Genomic DNA, 19,328 nt, shown 5'->3' with positions numbered 1-19,328 from the left:
TCTGTAAATTGTCGTGAGCGGTTTGAGTGCGAGGCGGACGGAGCGCAGAAACCGGAATGTACACGAGGTACTTGAGGATTTCGAGCACCGCACAACGAAGCAATCGAATCGCGGAATAAATTCAGAGAGGTGCCGCATGGCAAGGCCGATAAAAACAGAGCAGATCCCGAATTTACAGGAAGCGATAAAAGACGCAGCATGGGTGCTGATTGCAGAATCTGGTGCTCCGGCCCTTTCTCTGCGGGCCATTGCCCGGGCCTTGAAGATTACAGCCCCGGCGATCTATAACTATTTTCCGGATCGTGACGCACTGGTGACCGCTCTCATCATTGATGCCTTTACCTCCTTTGGCGATGTTCAGCTCAGGGCTCGCGACAGCTTTCCCTCTTCACAACCTCTTGAGCGTCTGCAAGCCATCGGCCTTGCCTACCGCCACTGGGCCCTGAGCTATCCCCAGCGTTATCAGCTCATCTTCGGTACCCCCATTCCCGGCTATGAACAGCATCAGATGGCAATCATTCCGTCGGCAACCCGCTCCATCAGCGCACTGGTGAGTGTGATTGAGGATATCCGGGTGGCCGGAAAACTGAAAACGGAGGAGTTCCCTCTTCCGCAGGAGGAGTCTGCGACCGGGCTTTCGCCCCTGAACACCTGCACGCGCAACTATCACATGGTGTCGCACGGTGTTGCCCTGATTGTCTGGAGCCGTGTGCACGGGCTGGTTTCGCTTGAAATCGGTGGTCGTATTCCCCCGTTCGGAGTGAGCGGCGATGATCTCTATCATTATGAATTACAATCAATAGCCAGACAATTTATACAGGAGTGAATAATGAAAACATTGATTCTTGACGGGTCGCTGGAATGCGACAGGATCGGCGGTTTTGCGGTGGCGGCCTTGAAGGCTGACCTTGCAAGGCGCGGCTCGACATCAGAAGTGGTTGCGCTGCGCGACAAAAAGATCGGCAACTGCATGGGCGATTTTTACTGCTGGTTCAAAAGCCCCGGCAAGTGCCATGTGGCTGACGACAATCAGGAGATATCGAGGAAGTACCTTGAAAGCGATCTTGTTATTTTTCTCTCACCCGTTACGTTTGGCGGTTACTCTCCGACGCTCAAGAGAATGGTTGATCACATGATACAGAACACCCTGCCTTTTTTTGCAACCCACAGCGGGGAGATTCATCATCAGCAGCGCTACGAAAGCTATCCCGATGTGCTCACCATTGGCTGGCAGCATGAGCCGGATAAAGAGGCGGCAACTGTTTTCCGTCATCTGGCATGGCGGAACTCCATCAACTTCTATGCAAAGGTGCATGCCTGTGGCATCCTCTCCGGGAATCAGGCCGATCGTGTTCTGGAAGCAGAACTTCATCGCCTGCTTGATCAGCTTGAAGGTCACGAATCAGATGCAGTGCCTCTTCTTCCGGTTATCAACCCTTCATCTGCGATTCCGGTTTCACCCCGTCGTGCACTGCTGCTGGTCGGCTCTCCGCGCCTTGACAAAAGCACCTCATCCTCCCTCGGCTCCTATCTCTTTGAGCAGTTGAATCAGTATGGAATCGAAACCGAAACGATTTACCTCTATAAGGCGATCAACAGTGCAGAGCGTATGGAAGCGCTGCGTGAGGCGATTGCGATGGCCGATCTGGCTGTGCTGGCTTTTCCGCTCTATGTCGATACGCTTCCTGCGCCGGTTATTTCGGTGCTTGAAGATGTTGTTGCGCATTGCAAGGGGAAAACAAAGCCGACCCGTTTTTCAGCCATTGTCAATTGCGGGTTTCCCGAAGCGAGCCAGAATGAGAGCTCCGTTGCACTCTGTGCCGGGTTTGCGCGTGCTGCCGGTTTTGAGTGGATGGGAGGGCTCTCTCTTGGCGCGGGAGAGGGTGTTGTTCGCGCACTTCCTCTCAAGGAACTTGGTGGACAAGGTGCTCCCCTGAGAAAAGCACTGGAGATAGCAGCAGGAGAGCTTGCCAAGGGTCAGCCTGTTTCCGACAGTGTACAGGAGTTGCTTTCAAGACCACTGATGCCGCAGTGGCTGTATAAGCTGGGCGGAACCGTTGGATGGAAAATGCGGGCCAGAAAGTTCGGCACGCAGAAGCAACTGAAGGCAAGACCTTACCAGAAAGCGGTTTACTCTTGAGCAAACTGCAATGCATGTATACTGCTTCGCCGAAGGTTCAGAGTGGCTCAAATAATTGGGGATTTTTTCTTAAATTCCCGCTTCACAAATAGCACTCAAACGATAAATAAATTTTCAAAAAAAATGTCTGATCCTGTCATCAAGCGGGCGCTGGTCTCTGTATCTGATAAAACCGGTATTGTCGATTTCTGCCGTGAGCTTTCGCTTCTCGGCGTCGAGATTTTTTCAACAGGTGGAACCTTGAAGTCGCTTCAGGATGCAGGCGTCAGTGCAGCCTCGATATCCAACATCACCGGATTTCCGGAGATCATGGACGGGCGGGTGAAAACCCTTCATCCGAAAATTCATGGCGGCCTGCTTGCTGTCCGGGAGAATACTGATCATGTCAAACAGGCAGTCGAGAACGGTATCGGATTTATTGACCTTGTGGTAGTGAACCTCTACCCCTTCGAGGCCACCATCGCCAAACCCGACGTAACCTTTGAAGATGCCATAGAGAATATCGATATCGGCGGTCCCTCCATGCTCCGCAGTGCAGCCAAGAACAACGAGTCGGTAACGGTGATAACCGACAGTGCCGATTACGCGCTTGTGCTCAAGGAGATGAAGGAGAACAACGGAGCTACGAGAAGGGCGACCCGCCTGAGGCTTGCAACCAAGGTATTTACCGAGACCTCCCGCTATGATGGAGCCATTGCGGCCTATCTTGTCAAGGCTTCTGCCAGTGAGCAGTCGGCTGCAGCCTCTTCGATGACCGTCAAGCTTGAGCGTGAGCTCGACATGCGTTACGGTGAGAACCCGCACCAGAGCGCAGGCTTTTACAAGTTGACCGACAGTGACGGTTCACGCTCATTCGGCGACTTTTTCGAGAAGCTTCACGGCAAGGAGCTCTCCTACAACAACATGCTTGATATTGCCGCGGCAACCGGAGTTATTGAAGAGTTTCGCGGTGAAGACCCTTCGGTTGTTATTGTCAAACATACCAACCCGTGCGGTGTTGCGCAGGCCCCTACGCTTGCCGAAGCCTACCGCAGGGCGTTCTCTACCGATACCCAGGCACCTTTTGGCGGAATCATCGCCTTTAACCGTCCGCTTGATATGGAGGCGGCAGTCGCCGTCAACGAGATCTTTACCGAGATTCTCATTGCCCCTGCCTTTGAGGAGGGTGTGCTTGAGCTTCTCATGAAGAAGAAGGACCGCAGGCTTGTGCTGCAGAAAAAGGCGTTGCCGAAAGGGGGCTGGGAGTTCAAATCCACTCCGTTCGGTATGCTGGTACAGGAGCGCGACAGTAAAATCGTGGCAAGGGAGGATCTGACGGTGGTGACCAAACGTCAGCCAACCGAAGAGGAGCTTTCTGATCTGATGTTTGCCTGGAAGATCTGCAAGCATATCAAATCAAACACCATTCTCTATGTTAAAAATCGCCAGACATACGGCGTCGGTGCCGGTCAGATGTCGAGGGTTGATTCGTCGAAAATTGCACGCTGGAAAGCCTCTGAAGTCAATCTTGATCTCAAGGGTTCAGTGGTTGCTTCAGATGCCTTTTTCCCCTTTGCCGACGGTCTGCTTGCCGCCGCCGAGGCCGGTGTTACGGCAGTCATTCAGCCTGGAGGTTCGATCAGGGATAATGAGGTGATCGAGGCGGCTGATGCCAATAACCTTGCCATGGTATTTACCGGAATGCGCCACTTCAAGCACTGATCCTGTTGCGCGACAAGCGCGAACAACCACAAGGAAAGAGGGCCGCTGTACCAACAGCGAGCCCTTTTTTTATTGCTTTTTCCATAGTGAGTGCGCTCTGTTTTACGCGCTGCTTCGTTGCTGTTCATTCAATCCGTGAAACGTTAACGGAAGCGGAAGGTGATGAAGAGTCAACAGAGATCTCTGTCTCAAGGTGTCTCAATATGGCTCATTATGTCTCGGAATATGTCTTGAAAACCGTGCCAAGTTCGTACAGTTCCCTCTTGAAGGGTGTAGCCTCCGGCAGAGTTCCCGGTGCATGCTATTGATCTCTAAAATCTTTTCCTGTAATGATAAGAGAGGTATTGTCATGGATATTGATTTCAGGTTGGCGCGATTATTGTACTACCATGAAGAGCAAAAAATATGGAAACGTCAACTTGTTTGATTTGTGCTCTTTTCCTGTTGCTGTTCTTGTTGGAGAAGGTTCGATAGCAGGCTGTTGCGCGTTATCGTTGCTGATTCTCAAGGATTTATATCCCGTTTACGTTAACCGTTTTTAAAAACAGCCTCTTATTACTCTTGATAATTGCTGTTTCAAGAATTGACTCGCTATGGAAGGAAGATTTATTGGATATGTCCGTACTTCACCGTCGGACCAGGAGCACCATCTTCAGATGGATGCACTTCAGCTGGCAGGTTGTCAGCCTCACCACATTTATTCTGACAAACCGGGTGGAGTGAAATCCGACCGTCCCGGTTTTGAGCAGTGCCTGCAGGAGCTGAGGCAGGGAGATACGCTTGTAGTATGGCGGCTTGACGGGCCAGGCAAATCGGTTCATCATCTGATCCAGCTTTTTGAAAAGCTGCAGAAAATGGGGATAGGATTTCGATCCATCTGCGATGAAGCCATTGATACAACCAAGGATTGGGGTATGGTGGTATTCAATATCTTTTCTTCACTCTCGATGGTTGAGCGGAGGTTGCTTCAGGAGAACACAAAAGCCGGGTTGAGGGAAGCAAGGGCAATCGGGCGCAAAGGCGGTCGGAAGCCAACCGTGAATGATGATTTGAAAGTACAGCTTGTTAAAAAAATGAGCCAGAATACAAGCATCAGTGTGAGTGAGATTTGTGAGACACTGAAGATTTCCAGAGCGACCTATTATCGCTATCTCTCAATTGCAGAGTAACAAAGTGTATTGCCGGAATTTAAGGGTTTGTGGACTGGATGAGGAGAGGAAACAGCGATATACCGAGAGCGATAAAACGATTTAAACTGAGGGAAAAAATAATGCTTAAACTTATTGTCAGGCTTCTTGTCTGCATAAGTGCTGTTTTCGGCATGATTGCCCCTTCAGACATCTCAGCTGTGGGCTCTCTGCCCAAAGAGTTGCGGATTGATTACTCTGATTACAACCAGCTCAGTCTGGTATTGAAAAAATTCGGCTGGCTGGAAAAAGAGTTTCAGGCAGACAAGGTTCCGGTAAGATGGGTTTATAGTACAGGAAGTACTCAGGGGCTTAAAGATCTTACGGTTGGAAGCGTTGATTTTGCTTCCACTTCAGCACTGCCCTGTCTGTTGTGCAAGGTGCAGGGGCACCCGGTCAAGCCGGTCTATATATTTTCTCATCCAGAGTGGGTTACGCTGCTTGTTACCCGTGACTCTCCCATCAATTCCGTTTTGGGGTTGAAAGGCAAAAAAATTGCAGTCACTCCGGACAGTGATCCCTATGTTTTTCTCTTGCAGGCGTTGAACGAGGCGGGTTTATGCAAGAGCGATATTACAATTATTCCAATGTCGCTTTCCGAGGGCCGCAAGGCGCTTGAAATGCAGCAGGTTGATGCCTGGGCCGGTTCCGATCCATTTATCTCTTCAAGCCAGCTTGAGCTTGGCAGTCGTGCTATATATCGCAATGCCGCATTCAACAGCTATGGGTTATTGAATACAACAGAGTCATTTGCCGCCAGGTACCCGGATACTGTGGATCGTGTTGTTAAAGTTTATGAACGGGTTCGCAAGTGGGCAATCAGGCATCCTGATGAGTTGGCCCTGATCTATGCGGATGAATCCGGTATCTCATTGCAGATTGCAAAATTGATTCTCAGTCGTATTGATTTTTCCCGGACCATTCCTGACAGTGGCGATATAGTGGGGTTGAAAGAGGTTCTACCCATTCTTGTACAGGAACGGATGCTGGATAACCAGGTCGAAGCTGACAGACTGATTGAGCATTTCGATGTCAAGGTGAATTGATGCCGTTTTCTGGGTATGCCTCTCACGCGGCTGTGTTTTCTGCTCGGACGGACCCGGGCTGCTTTTGTAACGCCCCCGATTGATCCCGTTTTATTCGCTTCCTCTGTTATCTCCTCTTTTGTTTGATGTTTTCGGCAACTGCCTTTGCATTCCGTTTAAGACGTCTGAGCCCTATGCGGAAAACAGGGGTTCCCAGAAAGAGCTTGCGGAATCCCGATTTGGTAAGGTTCATGATCTGTTTGGTTGTGATATCCGTCAGATCCTGCCGTAATGCAAAGGCGTCATTGGCTTTGATGCTTGATTGCCGGTTATGCGGGCAAACATCCATGCAGAGATCACATCCGAAGAGCCACTCTCCAACCATTCTCTGCTCCTCTTCCGAAAAATCCCGTTTAAGCTCTCCGGTCAGGTAGGAGATGCATCGTGATGCATCAATTTTTCCCGGTCCGGTGAGCGCACCTGTCGGGCAGTGCTCGATGCAGAGGTTGCAGCTTCCACAAAGATTCTGGAGAGGAGCTCTGCTTTCACTGATCGCAAAGTCAATGAAAATCTCACCAAGAAAAACTTGCGATCCCGCTGACGGCACGATCAGGAGCGTGTTTTTTCCCGGTTTGCCAATTCCTGCATCTTCTGCCCATGTTTTTTCAAGCACAGGGGAGCTGTCCACCGTAATGAGCGCATTGACCGGTTCAGTTGTGAGGGCTTTCAGCTTTTCAAGCAGTTGTTCAAGTTTGCTACGGACCACGGTGTGGTAATCCGCAATGAGCGCATACCTGGAAATTTTCGGTTGCCCTTCACGATATTCTACATGATTATTGTAGCTGATAGCGGCAGAGATAACCGTTTTAAGGCCCGGAAGAAGCATTGCGGGTTCTGCCCTGTTGTCAATGCCCTGTTCCATATAGTGCATCTCCCCATGCCGTTTTTCCCTTATCATGGCAGCGAAACGCTCTACAGCAAGCTGTTGGGGATGGGGGGTTGAGAATCCGATTGCAGAGAAACCGAGTCGAGCGGCCTCCTTTCGGAGCTCACGGCAGAGATTGGTTTCGGCATCACTCATGACAGGCTCCTCCATTTGTTTTGAATCGGGGTGCTTACGCAAGCATTTATCAACAAATAAATATACATTTCATGGAATTGATTCTCTCTGTGTCAACCGTATGACCATGCTATGGAACGTCGTGAGTTTATAAAAAAAATGTTGAAGCGTACAGCCATTGGTGCCGGTGTGGCGACAGCGGGAGCAGCCGGGCTTGTTGGCTATTATCAGCCGAGAAAAGAGTTTTATGACCAGCCAGGCGGCACAACCGGGGGAAAGGATCGGCTTGAAGGTCAGAAAAAGGTGGTGGTCATCGGAGGGGGGCTTGCAGGCATCAGCTCGGCACTTGAGCTTGCCCGCAAAGGCTTTGAAGTGACGCTTGTCGAGTCCTCGGCTTCATTGGGCGGAAAGCTTACCGGCTGGGATCTTGATGCACTTGGCGAGCGGTTTCCGGTAGAGCATGGTTTTCACGGCTTTTTTGATCAGTATTACAACCTCAACGAGATATTTGCCTCTGCGGGGGTTAAGCAGGAGGTCTTCAGCTCCGCACCCGGTTACCCGGTGATTTTTAAAAACTTTCCCGAAGAGATTTTCGGTCAGACGCCAAAGCTCTTTCCCCTCAATGTTCTCTCTATCATTGTGCAGTCGAAGCGGCTTGATATGGCAGCATTTTTGAAAAATGCCAAAGGCCTGCTCTCTACCGTCGAGCTGTTCCGGTATCAGTACGATAAAACCTTCCGGAAGTATGACGGTATCGATTTTATGACATACTGCCGGCGGGGTGATACCCTGAAGGCATTTGTCGATACGGTGCTTCACCCGTTTGCCGATGCGACCATGAACCGCATGGAGGTTCTTTCTGCCGCAGAAGCTCTCCGCTATTTTCATTTCTATTTTATGTCAAGTCCGGAGGGGTTGGCTTTCAGAATAACAAATCGCGACTGTATGAGTGCGCTTATTACCCCTTTGGAGGTGAGGCTCAAAGAGCTTGGTGTGACGCTCCGGAAAGGCAATACGGCACGGCGCATCATCGTCAGTGGAGAGAGGGTTTCGGGCGTAGTTGTGGAGTCACCCGAAGGCGGGAATCCACTCATGCTGCATCTCGATCCTGCAGCTGTTCCTCAAACGAGCTTTGCCGCCTTCACTACTGCTGACGGGGTTCCGGTCATGGTTGGCAGAAATGGTTCCGGATATGCGGCTTATGACGGACGGTGCACGCATATGGGGTGCCCCGTAACTCCGGATGCAAAAAGCGGCGGCTTCTTATGCCCCTGCCATGCAGGCCGTTTTGATGCATCCGGTAATCCGGTCAGTGGCCCGCCCAAGGCTCCTCTTGCTCCGCTTGCGGTCACGCTTGAAGGGAAGAGGCTTGTTGTGAAGCAGGCAGGAACGGCAGGCAAAGGTGCGGGTGAGGTGATAGCGTGTGACTACTGTGTTCTCGCTTCCAATGTCCGGGGAACGAGAGAGCTGGTAAAGGGCTCTCTGTTGAACCGCCCTGAGTTTGAGTCGCAGGTTGATGCTCTCGGAGAGGCGGATCCCTATGCTGTTTTCCGTCTCTGGCTCGATCGGCCGCTCGCGTCATCGGAGTTTCCTTTCTATACGGTTTCCGGTTATACCTATACCGATTCGATCTCCATCTACTCGGATTTTCAGGAGCCCTTTATCTCATGGGCAACAAAAACCGGCGGATGCGTTATAGAACTGCACGCCTATGCCATTGCACCCGGTGATATACGTCCGGAAGCCGAGATCAGGGCGGCCATGCTGCAGGAGCTGCATACCATCTTTCCGGAAACGGTAAAGGCTGTGATACGCCATGAGCTCTTTATGCAGCAGTCCAATTTCTCCCGCTGGGCTCCCGGTGATCACGCTCATCGTCCGGGAATTGAAACGCCCTTTTCCAATCTCTTTCTTGCCGGTGACTGGGTCAGGGTTGATGCTCCGGTCTTTCTGATGGAGGCATCAGCGTTTACCGGACGCATGGCGGCCAACGCCATCTTCCGCCAGGAGTCAGTGATGCAGGTGCCTCTGCCGATAGTGCCCATGCAGGGCCTTTTCGCATAAGAATTCCGGATTGCGCTTTACACGCAGTGTTATTTTGAATCCCCGACCTGTCGGGGTGAGAAATCCGGAACACACGAGAGATTTGCGAGATCTCTCACTGCGTTCGAGATGACAATTGAAGAGGAATGAGATGACAATTGAGGGCGAGTGATGCCAATCACAGGCCAATCCAGCATCTTCTGAGCTCTTGTCCACTCTGTACACTTTCTTGATCTATAATCTCTTGAGCTGAAGGCATTCGGCAACGGTGTTGTGGAGCAGGGGGCGGAACTTGCGGATTTTTATGTTGGCTGAGGTTGGCCACACCCTGTTGCTGAGCAGAATGACTGCGAGATCCTGCTGCGGGTCGATCCAGATGCTTGTGCCTGTATAGCCGAGATGGCCGTAGGAGGAGGTGGAAAAATAATCTCCTGCTGAAGAGGGGCCGTCGATTGAACGCAAATCCCAGCCCAGCGCTCTTTCGGCGCTGCTCCGTGAGAGAAAATTCCTCAGCGTTTCTTTGCGGAAATAGACCCTCCTGCCGGACGTTCCTCCATGCATCAGCATCCCTGTAAAGGTGATAAGGTCTCCCGTTGTTGAGTAGAGTCCGGCATGTCCGGCAACCCCCCCAAGCAGTGCAGCGTTCTGGTCATGAACCAGAGGACGAACGGTGTTGAAGGGCCAGTCGCCATCCTGCCCTGCAGGTGCAATGTGTTGCAGAAGCGTGGCCGGAGGCGTGAACATGGTTGCGTGCATGCCGAGAGGCGCGGCAAAGCGTGCGTGAAAATTTTCGGCGAGGTTATGGCCGGTAATGGTTGCTACGATTTTTCCCAGCAGCATGAACCCGGGATCACTGTAAAGGGTAGTTCTGCCGGGAGGGGAGAGGAGGCTGTCATTTTCGATTGTGTTGAAGAGCTCTTCGGGAGATCTACAGCTTTTTGCGAAATACGAGTGGGCTCTCAATCCTGAAGTATGACGAAGCAGGTGTTCAATGGTGACCTTATCCTTGCCGTTCGAGCCGAAAGCGGGCAGATATTTGGCTACAGGAGCCTGAAGCGAGAGGGAGTCGCGTTCAACAAGCTGCATGATGATGCTTGTCGTGGAGATCGCCTTGGTGAGTGATGCCAGATCGTAGATTGTTGTGGTATCGACCGGAGTGCTTTCAGGTGCATAGCTCTTTTTTCCGAAGGCTTTATGAAAAACGACCTTGCCTTTGTAGAGAACAGCAAGGCTGGCGCCGGGAAAAACCGAGTCGCTTACCGCTTGACCCATCACGGCTTCAAGTGGTTTGAAATTAAAGGCCTGCGCCCTTGCCGGAGTTGTCTGAAGTGATCCGGCAAGGGCGCAGCAGAAGATGAAAACAATGCGAAGGGATGGCATGGCTGCTTCAGTGGTTAGAAGAGCGTGAAGCGGACATAGCGACCGGGCCGCTTTTTCAGGTCAACAAGCACCGAGTCAAGTGAGGTGAGTGTTCGGCTGAGATTGTTATAGAGCGCCGGATTGGAAGAGAGCTGGCCGAGCGTCCCTTTCTCACTGTTGAGCTTGGTCATCAGTGCTTCGGTTTTCAGCGCGGTCTGATTCAGGCGTTCAATTGTCTCGGCAGTATTTTTTGCCATTGACTTGTCATTGATCAGTTTCGGCAGCAGACCTTCTCCGCTGGAGGCTTTTTTGGAGAGCTTCGCGAGTTCGGTCGAAGTGCTTTTCAGGCTGCTGATTGTTTCAGCCAGATCCTGACCCATTTTTTCATCAGTAATAAGCTTTCCTGCAGCTCCTTTGCCGCTGTTCAGGTTATCCAGAAGAGAGTTGATTTTGCTGAATGCTTCGCTTGCCTTGCTGGTGAGACCTGCCATACCCTCTTCGGAATCGAGGGCGAGGAAATCCCCTTCAGTAACGGGAGGTCCTTTGCCGGTTATGATATCAACATACTTGTCTCCGAGTATACCGAGGGACTTTATGGTAGCTTTGGAATCCCTGGTAACGAGGCCCGCAAACTCATTTTTCAGTTTGAGTTCAGCAACAACAAAAAGGGAGTCATGGCTGGTTACAAAGTTCATTTTTGAAACCGTTCCGATTTTTTTGCCGGAGACTGAAACAAAGTTGTTCTCTGCAAGGCCCTGAACATCTCTCGATAATATTTTTACGTTCGTTACGCCGGAAAAGAGGTTGCTGTTTTTGCCGATAACCAGACCGAGATAGGCGGCAAAACCAATGCCGATAACGAAAAAAATTCCGGTTCTCAGATCGCTCCATTTCAAAGCGTTCGGATTTTTCATACAGGTGAAAGTCTTAGGATGTTATAGTTCAAGAATCTTGTCGGAGAGGATTGACCGGATGAATGTGTGCTGCGACTCATGCAGTTTTTCGGTCACATCGTCAAAAATCATCTCTCCCTGGTAGAGTACGGCCACACTGTCGGCCACATTGAACACGTCGTCAATAATATGGGTAACAATTACCGCGCCAAGGTTGTTGTGATTGCGGAGTGAACTGATCAGCGAGAGTATTTTTTTTGAGCTGACCGGGTCAAGTCCGGCTGTCGGTTCATCAAACAGGATCATGTGCGGTTTGAAAATCAGCGCCCTTCCGATGGCAACCCGCCGTCGCATACCCCCGCTCAGACTTTCCGGCAGCTGGTCTTCATACCCTTCAAGTCCGGCAAACTGGATCTGTTCGGTAACTCTCCGGTTGATCTCCTCCTGGGGGAGTTTGAGGTTTTCACGAAGAAAGAAACCGAGATTCTGACTGATGCTCAGCGAGTCGAAGAGTGCATTTCCCTGAAAAACCATGCCCATCTTCCGCCGGATTTCGTAGAGTTCGGTCTCCTTCATACGGGTGATATCCGTGCCGTCAATGATCACTTTGCCGCTGTTCGGCTTGATGAGGCCGAGCATCAGCTTGAGAATGGTGCTCTTTCCTACGCCGCTCGGTCCGAGAATCGCTTTGATGGTGTTGTCCTGGACGGTAAGGGAGACATTTTTCAGGATCTCCTTTTCACCGTATTTCAGGCTGACATTTTTTAATTCAATCATGCGGTTACATATTCTCCAGCACTATCTTTGAAACGTAGAAGTTTGCAATCAGCACAAGGCCTGATGATACAACGATTCCTTTAATGGTTGCCCGTCCGACACCAGCCGTTCCCCCTCTTGCCGAGAATCCGTTGAAGCTGCTGACCAGCGTGATAATGACGGCGAATACCGGGGCTTTGAGGAATCCGACAACAAAATCTTTTGGCGCAAGCCGCGGATAGACGGCGTTCCAGAATATTCCGGGATCAATCCTGTGGTAGTGCTCAGCCATATAGGCGGCGCTTTGCAGGCCCGCAAAGTCGGAGAGTGCTGTAAGTGGCAGAAACATGATGAGCGCGGCTACCAGCCTCGGCATGACAAGTTTGGCTATCGGGTCGGTACCGAACGCCCGAAGAGCATCAATCTGTTCAGAGATCTGCATGGCTCCGAGCTCAGCCCCGTTTCTTGATCCGAAACGTGCGGAGAGCATGAGACCCATGAGCAGCGGGCCGAGTTCACGAATGACCGAGAGCGCGGTTGAGCGGCCGAGCATGGTTTTGGCGCCGAAGTCTTCAAGCAGGTTGCCCACCTCGATGGCAAGGAGTGCACCTATTGAAATCGCACTGACCAATACAATGGGAATCGAGTCGGTTCCGCAGATGGTGGCCTGGTCAAGAACATCTCTCCAGTAGCGGATGGTTTTAGGGGTGGCCATAAAGGTCCTCAGAGAAAACAGAAAAAACTCCTGCATGGTGAGGAAAAAATCCTTGAGCTGCAGGTTAAGCCGTTTTTCCAGGGATCGTATGAAGAGTAATGGCATATCTTAGAATGCGATGAGGAGCATTGCCCGGGGGCAGTGGAACCTTTAAAACTGGTTTGAATAATAGTAAATCTTCAGCAATTGCCCAATCAACGATTCCTCATGATTTTACAAGCCGGCTTTTCATTTTCTCCACCCACTGGCAGGGGATGGTAACCTTGCCGAAGAGGTCTTCATCGCGTTCTTTAAGGCCGTGATAGTCCGAACCACCCGAAAAAAGCATAAAATACTCGTTGGCAATTTCCCGGTAGTAGTTCTGCTTGTAGGTGTCGTGCGACGGATGGACAATTTCAATGCCATCAAGCCCGAAGGTGATTAACTGCTTCAGGGTCTCATCGGGCACGTTCTGGGCCGGATGAGCCAGAAAAGAGAGACCCGACGCCTCATTGATGAGCCGTATTACATCCGCCGGATGCGTTTCAATACTTTTTACATAGGCAGGGCTGTGTGAACCGAGATATTTGCTGAATGCTTCGCTGAAGCTCTTGACATAGCCGCCGTCCTGTAGCACCGCAGCAATGTGAGGCCTGCCCACACTTCCGTTCTGAGCTTTGACGATAATCTGCTCAATGCCGATCTTTACGCCCATTTTGGCGAGTTTGCTCACCATGCGCTCAGCCCTTTCGGTGCGCAGGTGTCGACAGTGGTCGAGATACTCTTTCAGCTCGGATTGCTGATAATCAAAAAAATAACCAAGGACATGAATATCATAGCCCTTGTAGGTTGAGCTCATTTCCACACCGGGAACAAGCTCAATACCTTTTGCTAAGGCTAATGGCTTTGCTTTGTCAATACCTGAAACGGAATCATGATCAGTAATACTGATCGCCTTCAACCCGGCAGCAGCAGCTTTTTCAACAATTTCTTCCGGTGTATAGAGCCCGTCCGAACATTTTGTGTGTATATGTAAGTCTGCTTTTTCAAAGCCATTATGCCCTACGCCTGTTAAGCTGTATGGCATGGCTGGATTATTACATGGTTAATTTGATATACTTATATATAAGAAAAATTCCCTGCCCTTCTCATCACAGAAAAGAGAATTATTTTTAAGGTTTAAAAGTTGCTTCAGGCAACGCTGCGGGAGAGCGTTATCTCCAGAGACAGGAACCCTTTTACCGTTAGCAACAAGATCCCTCACTGGCGTTCGGGATGACCAAAAAATGTGCTCAAACGGTTCGTGTCATTTCGACACCGACCTGTCGGCGGAGAAATCTATCGGTGCCTGGGACGTTAAGGCAGCAGATGACCTGAAGCCACAAGCATGAGCACGCCGATTCCTGCGGCGAGCCGGTAGAGGATAAAGATGGTTGTCGTGTGATTTTTGAGGTAGTTGAGCAGGAAGGCGATGGAGGCATAACCAACCAAACCGGCAACAACGGTTGCAATCAGGATGTTGCTCAGATTTTCAGGCGAGGCGGTGATGATGTCGCGAGTCTTGTAGAGCTGGTAGACTCCTGCGGCAAAGACCGAAGGGAGCGAGAGCAGAAAGGAAAAACGGGCGGCGGTGGCACGGTCGAGATTCAGGAGCAGTCCGCCGGTAATGGTTACTCCGGAGCGTGAGGAGCCGGGAATAAGCGCAATACTTTGTGCAAGACCGATCAGCAGGGCCTCTTTCCAGCCGATCCGGTCCATTGATTTCAGCGGCAGATCGCTTTCGAGCCGCTTCCTGATTTTTGCCTCGGCAAGGGAGAGCACAAGGGCAAGGCCGATAAGTGCGCCGCTGATCCAGTAGAGGGAGCGTAGGCTTGTTTCAATCTCGGTTTTAAAGAGCAGGCCGAGTAAGACGATCGGGATGGTTCCGGCAGCAATCATCCACCCCATTTTTGCTTCACGGCTCTCCAGCGGTTTGCCCCGGAGTATGCCTTTGATCACGGCACCGGCAATCGAGAAGATATCCCTGCGGAAATAGATCAGGACCGCCACAAGCGTTCCAATTTGAACAATAGCACTGAACGCTGCGCCGGGGTCACTCCATCCTGCAAGAGCGGGCACAATTCTCAGGTGAGCTGAACTGCTGATCGGCAGAAACTCCGTCAGACCCTGCACAATGCCGAGGGTAATTGCTTCAATGAGGGTCATGGGTTGTCCGGGCAATAGGTTAAGGGTATGCTGTTTTCCGCAAGAGTCTTTCTGAGATCAAGCAAAGCTTTCTGAACGGCAAGAGATCGGTGACTGAGCCTGTTTTTTTCTGTGATACCCATCTCTGCATAGGTTTTTGCGGTTGCATCGACCATGAATACCGGATCGTAACCGAATCCTTCCGAGCCTCGCTCATCAATGGTGACAGAGCCTGAAACCTCGCCTTCAGCCAGGTGTTCAAAGAGAAACTGTTCACCGTTTTGAGACGGGATTCTTCCTTTGAGCGCAATGACGGTCCGGAATAGGGCTTTCCGGTTCGAGCAGCCCGCCATGCTTGCAAGCAGATGACGGACGTTGTCCTGATATGAGGGTGACTTCCCTTCCGGCATGGGTGCGAACCGGGCCGAGTAGACCCCCGGAGCGCCGCCAAGGGCTTCGACTTCAAGGCCGGTGTCGTCAGCGAGAGCAATCAGGGCAGGGAATCGCTCCGACAGCAGTTCAAAGATACCCCTTGCTTTCAAAAGCGCGTTTCCTTCAAGGGTCTCCTCGGTCTCCTCAATCTCGACCTCAGCACCAAGCTCGCTGAGTGTCGTAACCCTGATGAGGGGTGAGATATCTTCAAGCAGCGGGCGAAGCTCCTTGACCTTGTCACGATTGCCGGTTGCGAGTATGACGGTAATGGTTGTATCGAGAGTTGCGTTCATGGCCGGTTACTCAATGATGCGGATCATCTCCCTGACCGCCGAATCAAGACCTGTCAGCACGGCACGGGCAATGATAGCATGGCCGATACTGACCTCCTCGATTTCCGGGATGGTTTTAAGCGGGGCTATGTTCAGGTAGTTGAGCCCGTGACCGGCAACCACTTTCAGCCCGAGGCTTTTGGCAAAGCTTGAGGCTGCACGGATTCGCTCAAACTCTTTATCCCTCTCAGCAGAATCGGTTTTCAATGCGTAGGTACCGGTATGAAGCTCCACCATTTCGGCTCCTGCCTGTGCGGCAAGGGTAATGGCATTCTGAGAGGGCTCTATGAAGATGCTGCTCTCTATTCCAGCCTCTCTTATCGGTTTGAGGAACTCAACCAGTGTGTCGAAATGGCGGGTAATGTCAAACCCCCCTTCAGTGGTCAGCTCCTCCCTTTTTTCAGGCACAAGCGTGATAAGTTCGGGGCGTGTTTTCAGCGCGATCTGCTGCATCTCCGGCGTCATGGCCATTTCAAGATCAAGCTTGGTGGTAACCGCTTCGCGGAGCCTCTGAAGGTCAAGATCCCTGATGTGGCGTCGGTCTTCACGCAGATGGCAGACAATACCCGCCGCTCCGCATTTTTCGGCAAGCAGGGCCGCCTCAACCGGGTCGGGTTCATATTCATTGCGTGCATTGCGCAATGTGGCAATGTGGTCAATATTTACAGCTAATCGCATGGATGGACGATATCAAAGGATTTAAAATCGGTACGTTAGTCGTGACCGACTGATTAAGCGAAAGTAATGAAAAAATGGATGAAAGGGCAAAACTACACTGCAAACGCAATCAATCAACCGGATTGTGCCCAAGAAATGCAAGAACCTTTCAGAAAATGAAAGGTTCTTGCATGAATAAAATGTGTGCATTCGGATTGAATGCTCTTTTCAAAGTCCCATGGTGGCGGAATCTTGGCAGACAAACAGCAGTAACCCTACCTTCTCTTGATTACCGAACTGCCGGTTGAAGATTACGCTTGAAATGCAAGCTTTTGCTGTATAGATTACCAAAGCGGTTTTCCTGCTTGCCTTATTGCTACATTTCGTTTTTTACAGGACACTATTGAAGCTGAATGAAGATTACCGAGCTCATACAGCAGCCGGAAGGTCGTAGGGTTGAGTTTAAGGAAACCCTCCCAACGGTTTCTGACCTCGCAAAAACCATTGTTGCATTTGCCAATGATGCAGGGGGAGATTTGTTTATCGGGATCAAGAATGAACCAAGAGAGATCACAGGTATTTCGGAAGATGAAGTAATGCTTCTTGAAGAGCAGATAAGCAATCTCATACACGATCACTGTTATCCTGTTATTATTCCTGAGATCTCATTCCATGGAATGGAAGGCAGGCGCTTCATCAAAGTCCGGATTTATCGGGGCAGTAATCTGCCATATTACCTTAAATCAAAAGGAAAACAGGCAGGCACTTACATTCGTGTTGGTTCCTCTAATCGTCAAGCTGATTCGGAAATCATAGACTCTCTTGAACGGCAGCGGAGGAATATCTCGTTTGACAGTGAGCCGGTTTACGACAAATCGCTGACAGATATCTCTCTTGAACCCTTTCAAGTTTTTTTCAGAGAAAAAACCGGCGAAACATTGACAGACGCCGTGATGCGGAAGCTGGAATTATTGAAAGATTTTCAGGGGTCACCATTACCGACCAACGCTTATGTTCTTTTTTCAGACAGTTCGGTAAAACAAGAGCTGTTTCCTTACGCCAAAATTGAGTGTGCACGCTTTAAAGGAAGATCCTCTCACGAGTTTATTGACCAGAAAACCGTTGCTGACAATATTGCCTTTCAGGCTGAGGCCGCCTACAGTTTTGTACTTCGCCATATCAACAAGGGTGCATCGGTAAATGGCGTATATACAGAAAGTCGCTGGGAATATCCTGTAGTTGCAATCCGGGAAGCTCTTCGTAATGCGGTTGTTCATCGAGATTATTCTTTATCCGGTAAAGATATCAAGGTTGCCATTTATGATGATATGCTTGAAATTACGAGCCCCGGTCAGTTGCTGCCTTCAATTGATTTTAATGAAATGGATTCTCGTCAGTCCGATATCCGCAACAAGGTTATCGCTCCTGTTTTCAAAAAACTTGGCATCATTGATCAATGGGGCAATGGGTTGAAGCTGATTGCTGATGAACTGAAAGAGTACCCTGAAATCGAGTTCAAATGGTTTGAAAGAGGACTTCAGTTTCAGGTTCAGTTTTTGAAAAAGGATTACAAGCCGGATGGAGACGCGAGGATGATGGTAGAAAATGCCGGGGATCAGTTTGGCGTCAAGTCGGGACCAAGTTGGGATCAAGTCAGGACCAAGTTGGGACTAAGTCGGGAACAAGTCAGACTAATGCTGATTGCTTGTGAAAAACCGATGATGATTCAGGAGTTAATGATAGCTATGGGGTGGAAGCACCGGAGCAAGTTCAGGGAAAAATATGTCACGCCACTTTTGGAGGAAAATGTTCTGGCAATGACAATTCCCCATAAACCAACCAGTTCCCGGCAGCAGTACTGCCTGACAGAAAAAGGCAGGCAATTGCTGGCCGACATTCGAAAGAGATCTTAATCAGAATTTTACTACAAAACCCTATGGAAATCAGATAAATGCCGTCACTTGACTGGATTTGGTCAAGGTTTATAAGTTATGCTGATGTGTTGATTTGATTTTTTTATAGAGGAGATACGTCAATGGACGTCGATGCAACAAAGGAAAGACTTGAAGAACTTGTAGAAGAAATAAATTTATTGTCACCCTTAAAATTTCGATTTCATCAGCAAGCAAAGGTGAAAAGGAATATGGCTATCAAGGGCGCTAATGGAACACTTTACATTCACCCTACGAAAACAGCGTATAATATTTGCTTGTATGGGAAGACTCTTGAACCCGAGATGTCTCCTTTTATGATAAGCTTGTGTGGTAAAGAATGCAACGGATATGCACAATCAAATAAAAGAGAACCTTTTTGGTGTGTCGACGATTTTAGAATTGTGAGAGCAGCAGTATTTCGCTACGCTGGTATTTCAGATGAAAATATTGAGTCGGTTTTACCTGTTGTATCAATAAATTTTACAAACAATGAAAATACAATGGGTCCAAAAACAGTATTCATGGAACAGGTTAACAAGTTTCTTGATGAGTTTGATGATATTAATAACTGGACGATTAAAAAAGACGCTTTAAATAATATCGTAATACTGATACCGTCAGAATGGGTAATGCACTCGCAGTTAAACGGTGTGAGTCTTCAGTTTGCTCTAAATGTTAAGGGAGAATTAGTCCTTTCTATAAGTATTGAAAATCCGATTATTTTGGAGAATCGTATTGGTTTTAAAGGCGATCTATTTAAGATGATGAAAGATAATAATTTCTTTGAAACTGCATACATAGGATTTGAGATAAATTTAAATCAAAGGGGTAAATTCATGCGGAAAGTTTTCCCGATTCTTTCTGATAGTTATATTGAATCTCTATGGGTCATATTCCCCGCCTCTTGAGGCGTAAAGTATGATAGAGTTGT

17 protein-coding genes are annotated in these 19,328 nt (G+C 49.7%); 8 read left to right on the top strand and 9 right to left on the bottom strand.

The features are described 5' to 3' along the window. Nucleotides 1-136: 136 nt before the first annotated feature. The 5 genes from BOO20_RS09260 (at nucleotide 137) to BOO20_RS09240 (ending at nucleotide 6,074) form a co-directional block, all read left to right on the top strand. A complete protein-coding gene (locus tag BOO20_RS09260; RefSeq protein ID WP_076792255.1) occupies nucleotides 137-826 on the top strand; it encodes a TetR/AcrR family transcriptional regulator in 690 nt (229 codons plus the stop codon). Between the two features lie 3 nt (nucleotides 827-829). Further along, nucleotides 830-2,140, top strand: coding sequence for an NAD(P)H-dependent oxidoreductase (locus tag BOO20_RS09255; protein WP_076792253.1), 1,311 nt, complete (start codon nucleotides 830-832; stop codon nucleotides 2,138-2,140). Between the two features lie 123 nt (nucleotides 2,141-2,263). After that, on the top strand, nucleotides 2,264-3,841 hold the full coding sequence (purH, locus tag BOO20_RS09250; protein WP_076792251.1) for a bifunctional phosphoribosylaminoimidazolecarboxamide formyltransferase/IMP cyclohydrolase: 1,578 nt from the start codon (nucleotides 2,264-2,266) through the stop codon (nucleotides 3,839-3,841). Nucleotides 3,842-4,434: 593 nt separating this feature from the next. Continuing rightward, nucleotides 4,435-5,010 (top strand): recombinase family protein, encoded by a 576-nt coding sequence (locus BOO20_RS09245; RefSeq protein WP_040432815.1) that lies wholly within the window; start codon nucleotides 4,435-4,437, stop codon nucleotides 5,008-5,010. 101 nt (nucleotides 5,011-5,111) lie between these two features. Then, nucleotides 5,112-6,074 carry an aliphatic sulfonate ABC transporter substrate-binding protein gene (locus tag BOO20_RS09240; protein ID WP_076792306.1) on the top strand — a complete coding sequence of 321 codons (963 nt, stop codon included), beginning with the start codon at nucleotides 5,112-5,114 and terminating at the stop codon, nucleotides 6,072-6,074. Nucleotides 6,075-6,180: 106 nt separating this feature from the next. Here BOO20_RS09240 and queG read toward each other — a convergent pair whose 3' ends face one another. Continuing rightward, nucleotides 6,181-7,134, bottom strand: coding sequence for a tRNA epoxyqueuosine(34) reductase QueG (gene queG / locus BOO20_RS09235; RefSeq protein WP_076792305.1), 954 nt, complete (start codon nucleotides 7,132-7,134; stop codon nucleotides 6,181-6,183). Between the two features lie 111 nt (nucleotides 7,135-7,245). On the opposite strand from queG, the gene BOO20_RS09230 reads away from it, so the two are divergent. Beyond that, entirely contained in the window at nucleotides 7,246-9,177 is a 1,932-nt protein-coding gene (locus BOO20_RS09230) for an FAD-dependent oxidoreductase (RefSeq protein WP_076792250.1), read from the top strand. A gap of 213 nt (nucleotides 9,178-9,390) precedes the next feature. Here the strand turns inward: BOO20_RS09230 and BOO20_RS09225 are convergent, their stop codons facing one another. The 8 genes from BOO20_RS09225 to BOO20_RS09190 all read right to left on the bottom strand — a co-directional run bounded on the left by BOO20_RS09225 (nucleotide 9,391) and on the right by BOO20_RS09190 (nucleotide 16,484). Next, entirely contained in the window at nucleotides 9,391-10,536 is a 1,146-nt protein-coding gene (locus tag BOO20_RS09225) for a serine hydrolase (protein ID WP_076792248.1), read from the bottom strand. Nucleotides 10,537-10,550: 14 nt separating this feature from the next. Beyond that, nucleotides 10,551-11,429 carry an MlaD family protein gene (locus tag BOO20_RS09220; RefSeq protein ID WP_076792246.1) on the bottom strand — a complete coding sequence of 293 codons (879 nt, stop codon included), beginning with the start codon at nucleotides 11,427-11,429 and terminating at the stop codon, nucleotides 10,551-10,553. Nucleotides 11,430-11,450: 21 nt separating this feature from the next. Beyond that, the gene (locus BOO20_RS09215; RefSeq protein WP_006365269.1) at nucleotides 11,451-12,185 is read right to left on the bottom strand and encodes an ABC transporter ATP-binding protein; all 735 of its coding nucleotides are present in this window, start codon (nucleotides 12,183-12,185) and stop codon (nucleotides 11,451-11,453) included. A gap of 4 nt (nucleotides 12,186-12,189) precedes the next feature. After that, on the bottom strand, nucleotides 12,190-12,984 hold the full coding sequence (locus tag BOO20_RS09210) for an ABC transporter permease (protein ID WP_076792245.1): 795 nt from the start codon (nucleotides 12,982-12,984) through the stop codon (nucleotides 12,190-12,192). 100 nt (nucleotides 12,985-13,084) lie between these two features. Beyond that, nucleotides 13,085-13,945, bottom strand: a complete 861-nt coding sequence (locus BOO20_RS09205; protein ID WP_006365267.1) for a PHP domain-containing protein — start codon at nucleotides 13,943-13,945, stop codon at nucleotides 13,085-13,087. A 269-nt stretch (nucleotides 13,946-14,214) separates the two neighbouring features. After that, entirely contained in the window at nucleotides 14,215-15,063 is an 849-nt protein-coding gene (gene uppP / locus BOO20_RS09200; protein WP_076792243.1) for an undecaprenyl-diphosphatase UppP, read from the bottom strand. Beyond that, the gene (rdgB, locus tag BOO20_RS09195) at nucleotides 15,060-15,767 is read right to left on the bottom strand and encodes an RdgB/HAM1 family non-canonical purine NTP pyrophosphatase (RefSeq protein ID WP_076792242.1); all 708 of its coding nucleotides are present in this window, start codon (nucleotides 15,765-15,767) and stop codon (nucleotides 15,060-15,062) included. Before rdgB ends, uppP begins: the two co-directional genes overlap by 4 nt. Nucleotides 15,768-15,773: 6 nt before the next feature. Further along, nucleotides 15,774-16,484 (bottom strand): pyridoxine 5'-phosphate synthase, encoded by a 711-nt coding sequence (locus BOO20_RS09190; RefSeq protein WP_076792240.1) that lies wholly within the window; start codon nucleotides 16,482-16,484, stop codon nucleotides 15,774-15,776. A gap of 392 nt (nucleotides 16,485-16,876) precedes the next feature. Between BOO20_RS09190 and BOO20_RS09185 the strand changes: the two genes are divergently transcribed. Both BOO20_RS09185 and BOO20_RS09180 read left to right on the top strand, forming a co-directional pair. Further along, entirely contained in the window at nucleotides 16,877-18,376 is a 1,500-nt protein-coding gene (locus BOO20_RS09185) for an RNA-binding domain-containing protein (protein ID WP_076792239.1), read from the top strand. A 122-nt stretch (nucleotides 18,377-18,498) separates the two neighbouring features. Then, nucleotides 18,499-19,305, top strand: coding sequence for a hypothetical protein (locus tag BOO20_RS09180; RefSeq protein ID WP_076792237.1), 807 nt, complete (start codon nucleotides 18,499-18,501; stop codon nucleotides 19,303-19,305). The last annotated feature ends 23 nt before the right edge of the window (nucleotides 19,306-19,328 follow it).

Source organism: Chlorobium sp. KB01 (assembly GCF_001975465.1).
Taxonomy (GTDB): Bacteria; Bacteroidota; Chlorobiia; order Chlorobiales; family Chlorobiaceae; genus Chlorobium.
This window is presented reverse-complemented; position numbering and strand designations above follow the sequence as displayed.

Bases quoted from the DNA above. Each gene is read 5' to 3' on its own strand.
- purH (WP_076792251.1), top strand. From the start codon at position 2,264: ATGTCTGATCCTGTCATCAAGCGGGCGCTGGTCTCTGTATCTGATAAA.
- BOO20_RS09215 (WP_006365269.1), bottom strand. From the start codon at position 12,185: ATGATTGAATTAAAAAATGTCAGCCTGAAATACGGTGAAAAGGAGATC.
- uppP (WP_076792243.1), bottom strand. From the start codon at position 15,063: ATGACCCTCATTGAAGCAATTACCCTCGGCATTGTGCAGGGTCTGACG.
- BOO20_RS09240 (WP_076792306.1), top strand. From the start codon at position 5,112: ATGCTTAAACTTATTGTCAGGCTTCTTGTCTGCATAAGTGCTGTTTTC.
- BOO20_RS09255 (WP_076792253.1), top strand. From the start codon at position 830: ATGAAAACATTGATTCTTGACGGGTCGCTGGAATGCGACAGGATCGGC.
- BOO20_RS09190 (WP_076792240.1), bottom strand. From the start codon at position 16,484: ATGCGATTAGCTGTAAATATTGACCACATTGCCACATTGCGCAATGCA.
- BOO20_RS09225 (WP_076792248.1), bottom strand. From the start codon at position 10,536: ATGCCATCCCTTCGCATTGTTTTCATCTTCTGCTGCGCCCTTGCCGGA.
- BOO20_RS09205 (WP_006365267.1), bottom strand. From the start codon at position 13,945: ATGCCATACAGCTTAACAGGCGTAGGGCATAATGGCTTTGAAAAAGCA.
- BOO20_RS09185 (WP_076792239.1), top strand. From the start codon at position 16,877: ATGAAGATTACCGAGCTCATACAGCAGCCGGAAGGTCGTAGGGTTGAG.
- BOO20_RS09260 (WP_076792255.1), top strand. From the start codon at position 137: ATGGCAAGGCCGATAAAAACAGAGCAGATCCCGAATTTACAGGAAGCG.
- BOO20_RS09180 (WP_076792237.1), top strand. From the start codon at position 18,499: ATGGACGTCGATGCAACAAAGGAAAGACTTGAAGAACTTGTAGAAGAA.
- BOO20_RS09245 (WP_040432815.1), top strand. From the start codon at position 4,435: ATGGAAGGAAGATTTATTGGATATGTCCGTACTTCACCGTCGGACCAG.
- BOO20_RS09210 (WP_076792245.1), bottom strand. From the start codon at position 12,984: ATGCCATTACTCTTCATACGATCCCTGGAAAAACGGCTTAACCTGCAG.
- BOO20_RS09230 (WP_076792250.1), top strand. From the start codon at position 7,246: ATGGAACGTCGTGAGTTTATAAAAAAAATGTTGAAGCGTACAGCCATT.
- rdgB (WP_076792242.1), bottom strand. From the start codon at position 15,767: ATGAACGCAACTCTCGATACAACCATTACCGTCATACTCGCAACCGGC.
- queG (WP_076792305.1), bottom strand. From the start codon at position 7,134: ATGAGTGATGCCGAAACCAATCTCTGCCGTGAGCTCCGAAAGGAGGCC.
- BOO20_RS09220 (WP_076792246.1), bottom strand. From the start codon at position 11,429: ATGAAAAATCCGAACGCTTTGAAATGGAGCGATCTGAGAACCGGAATT.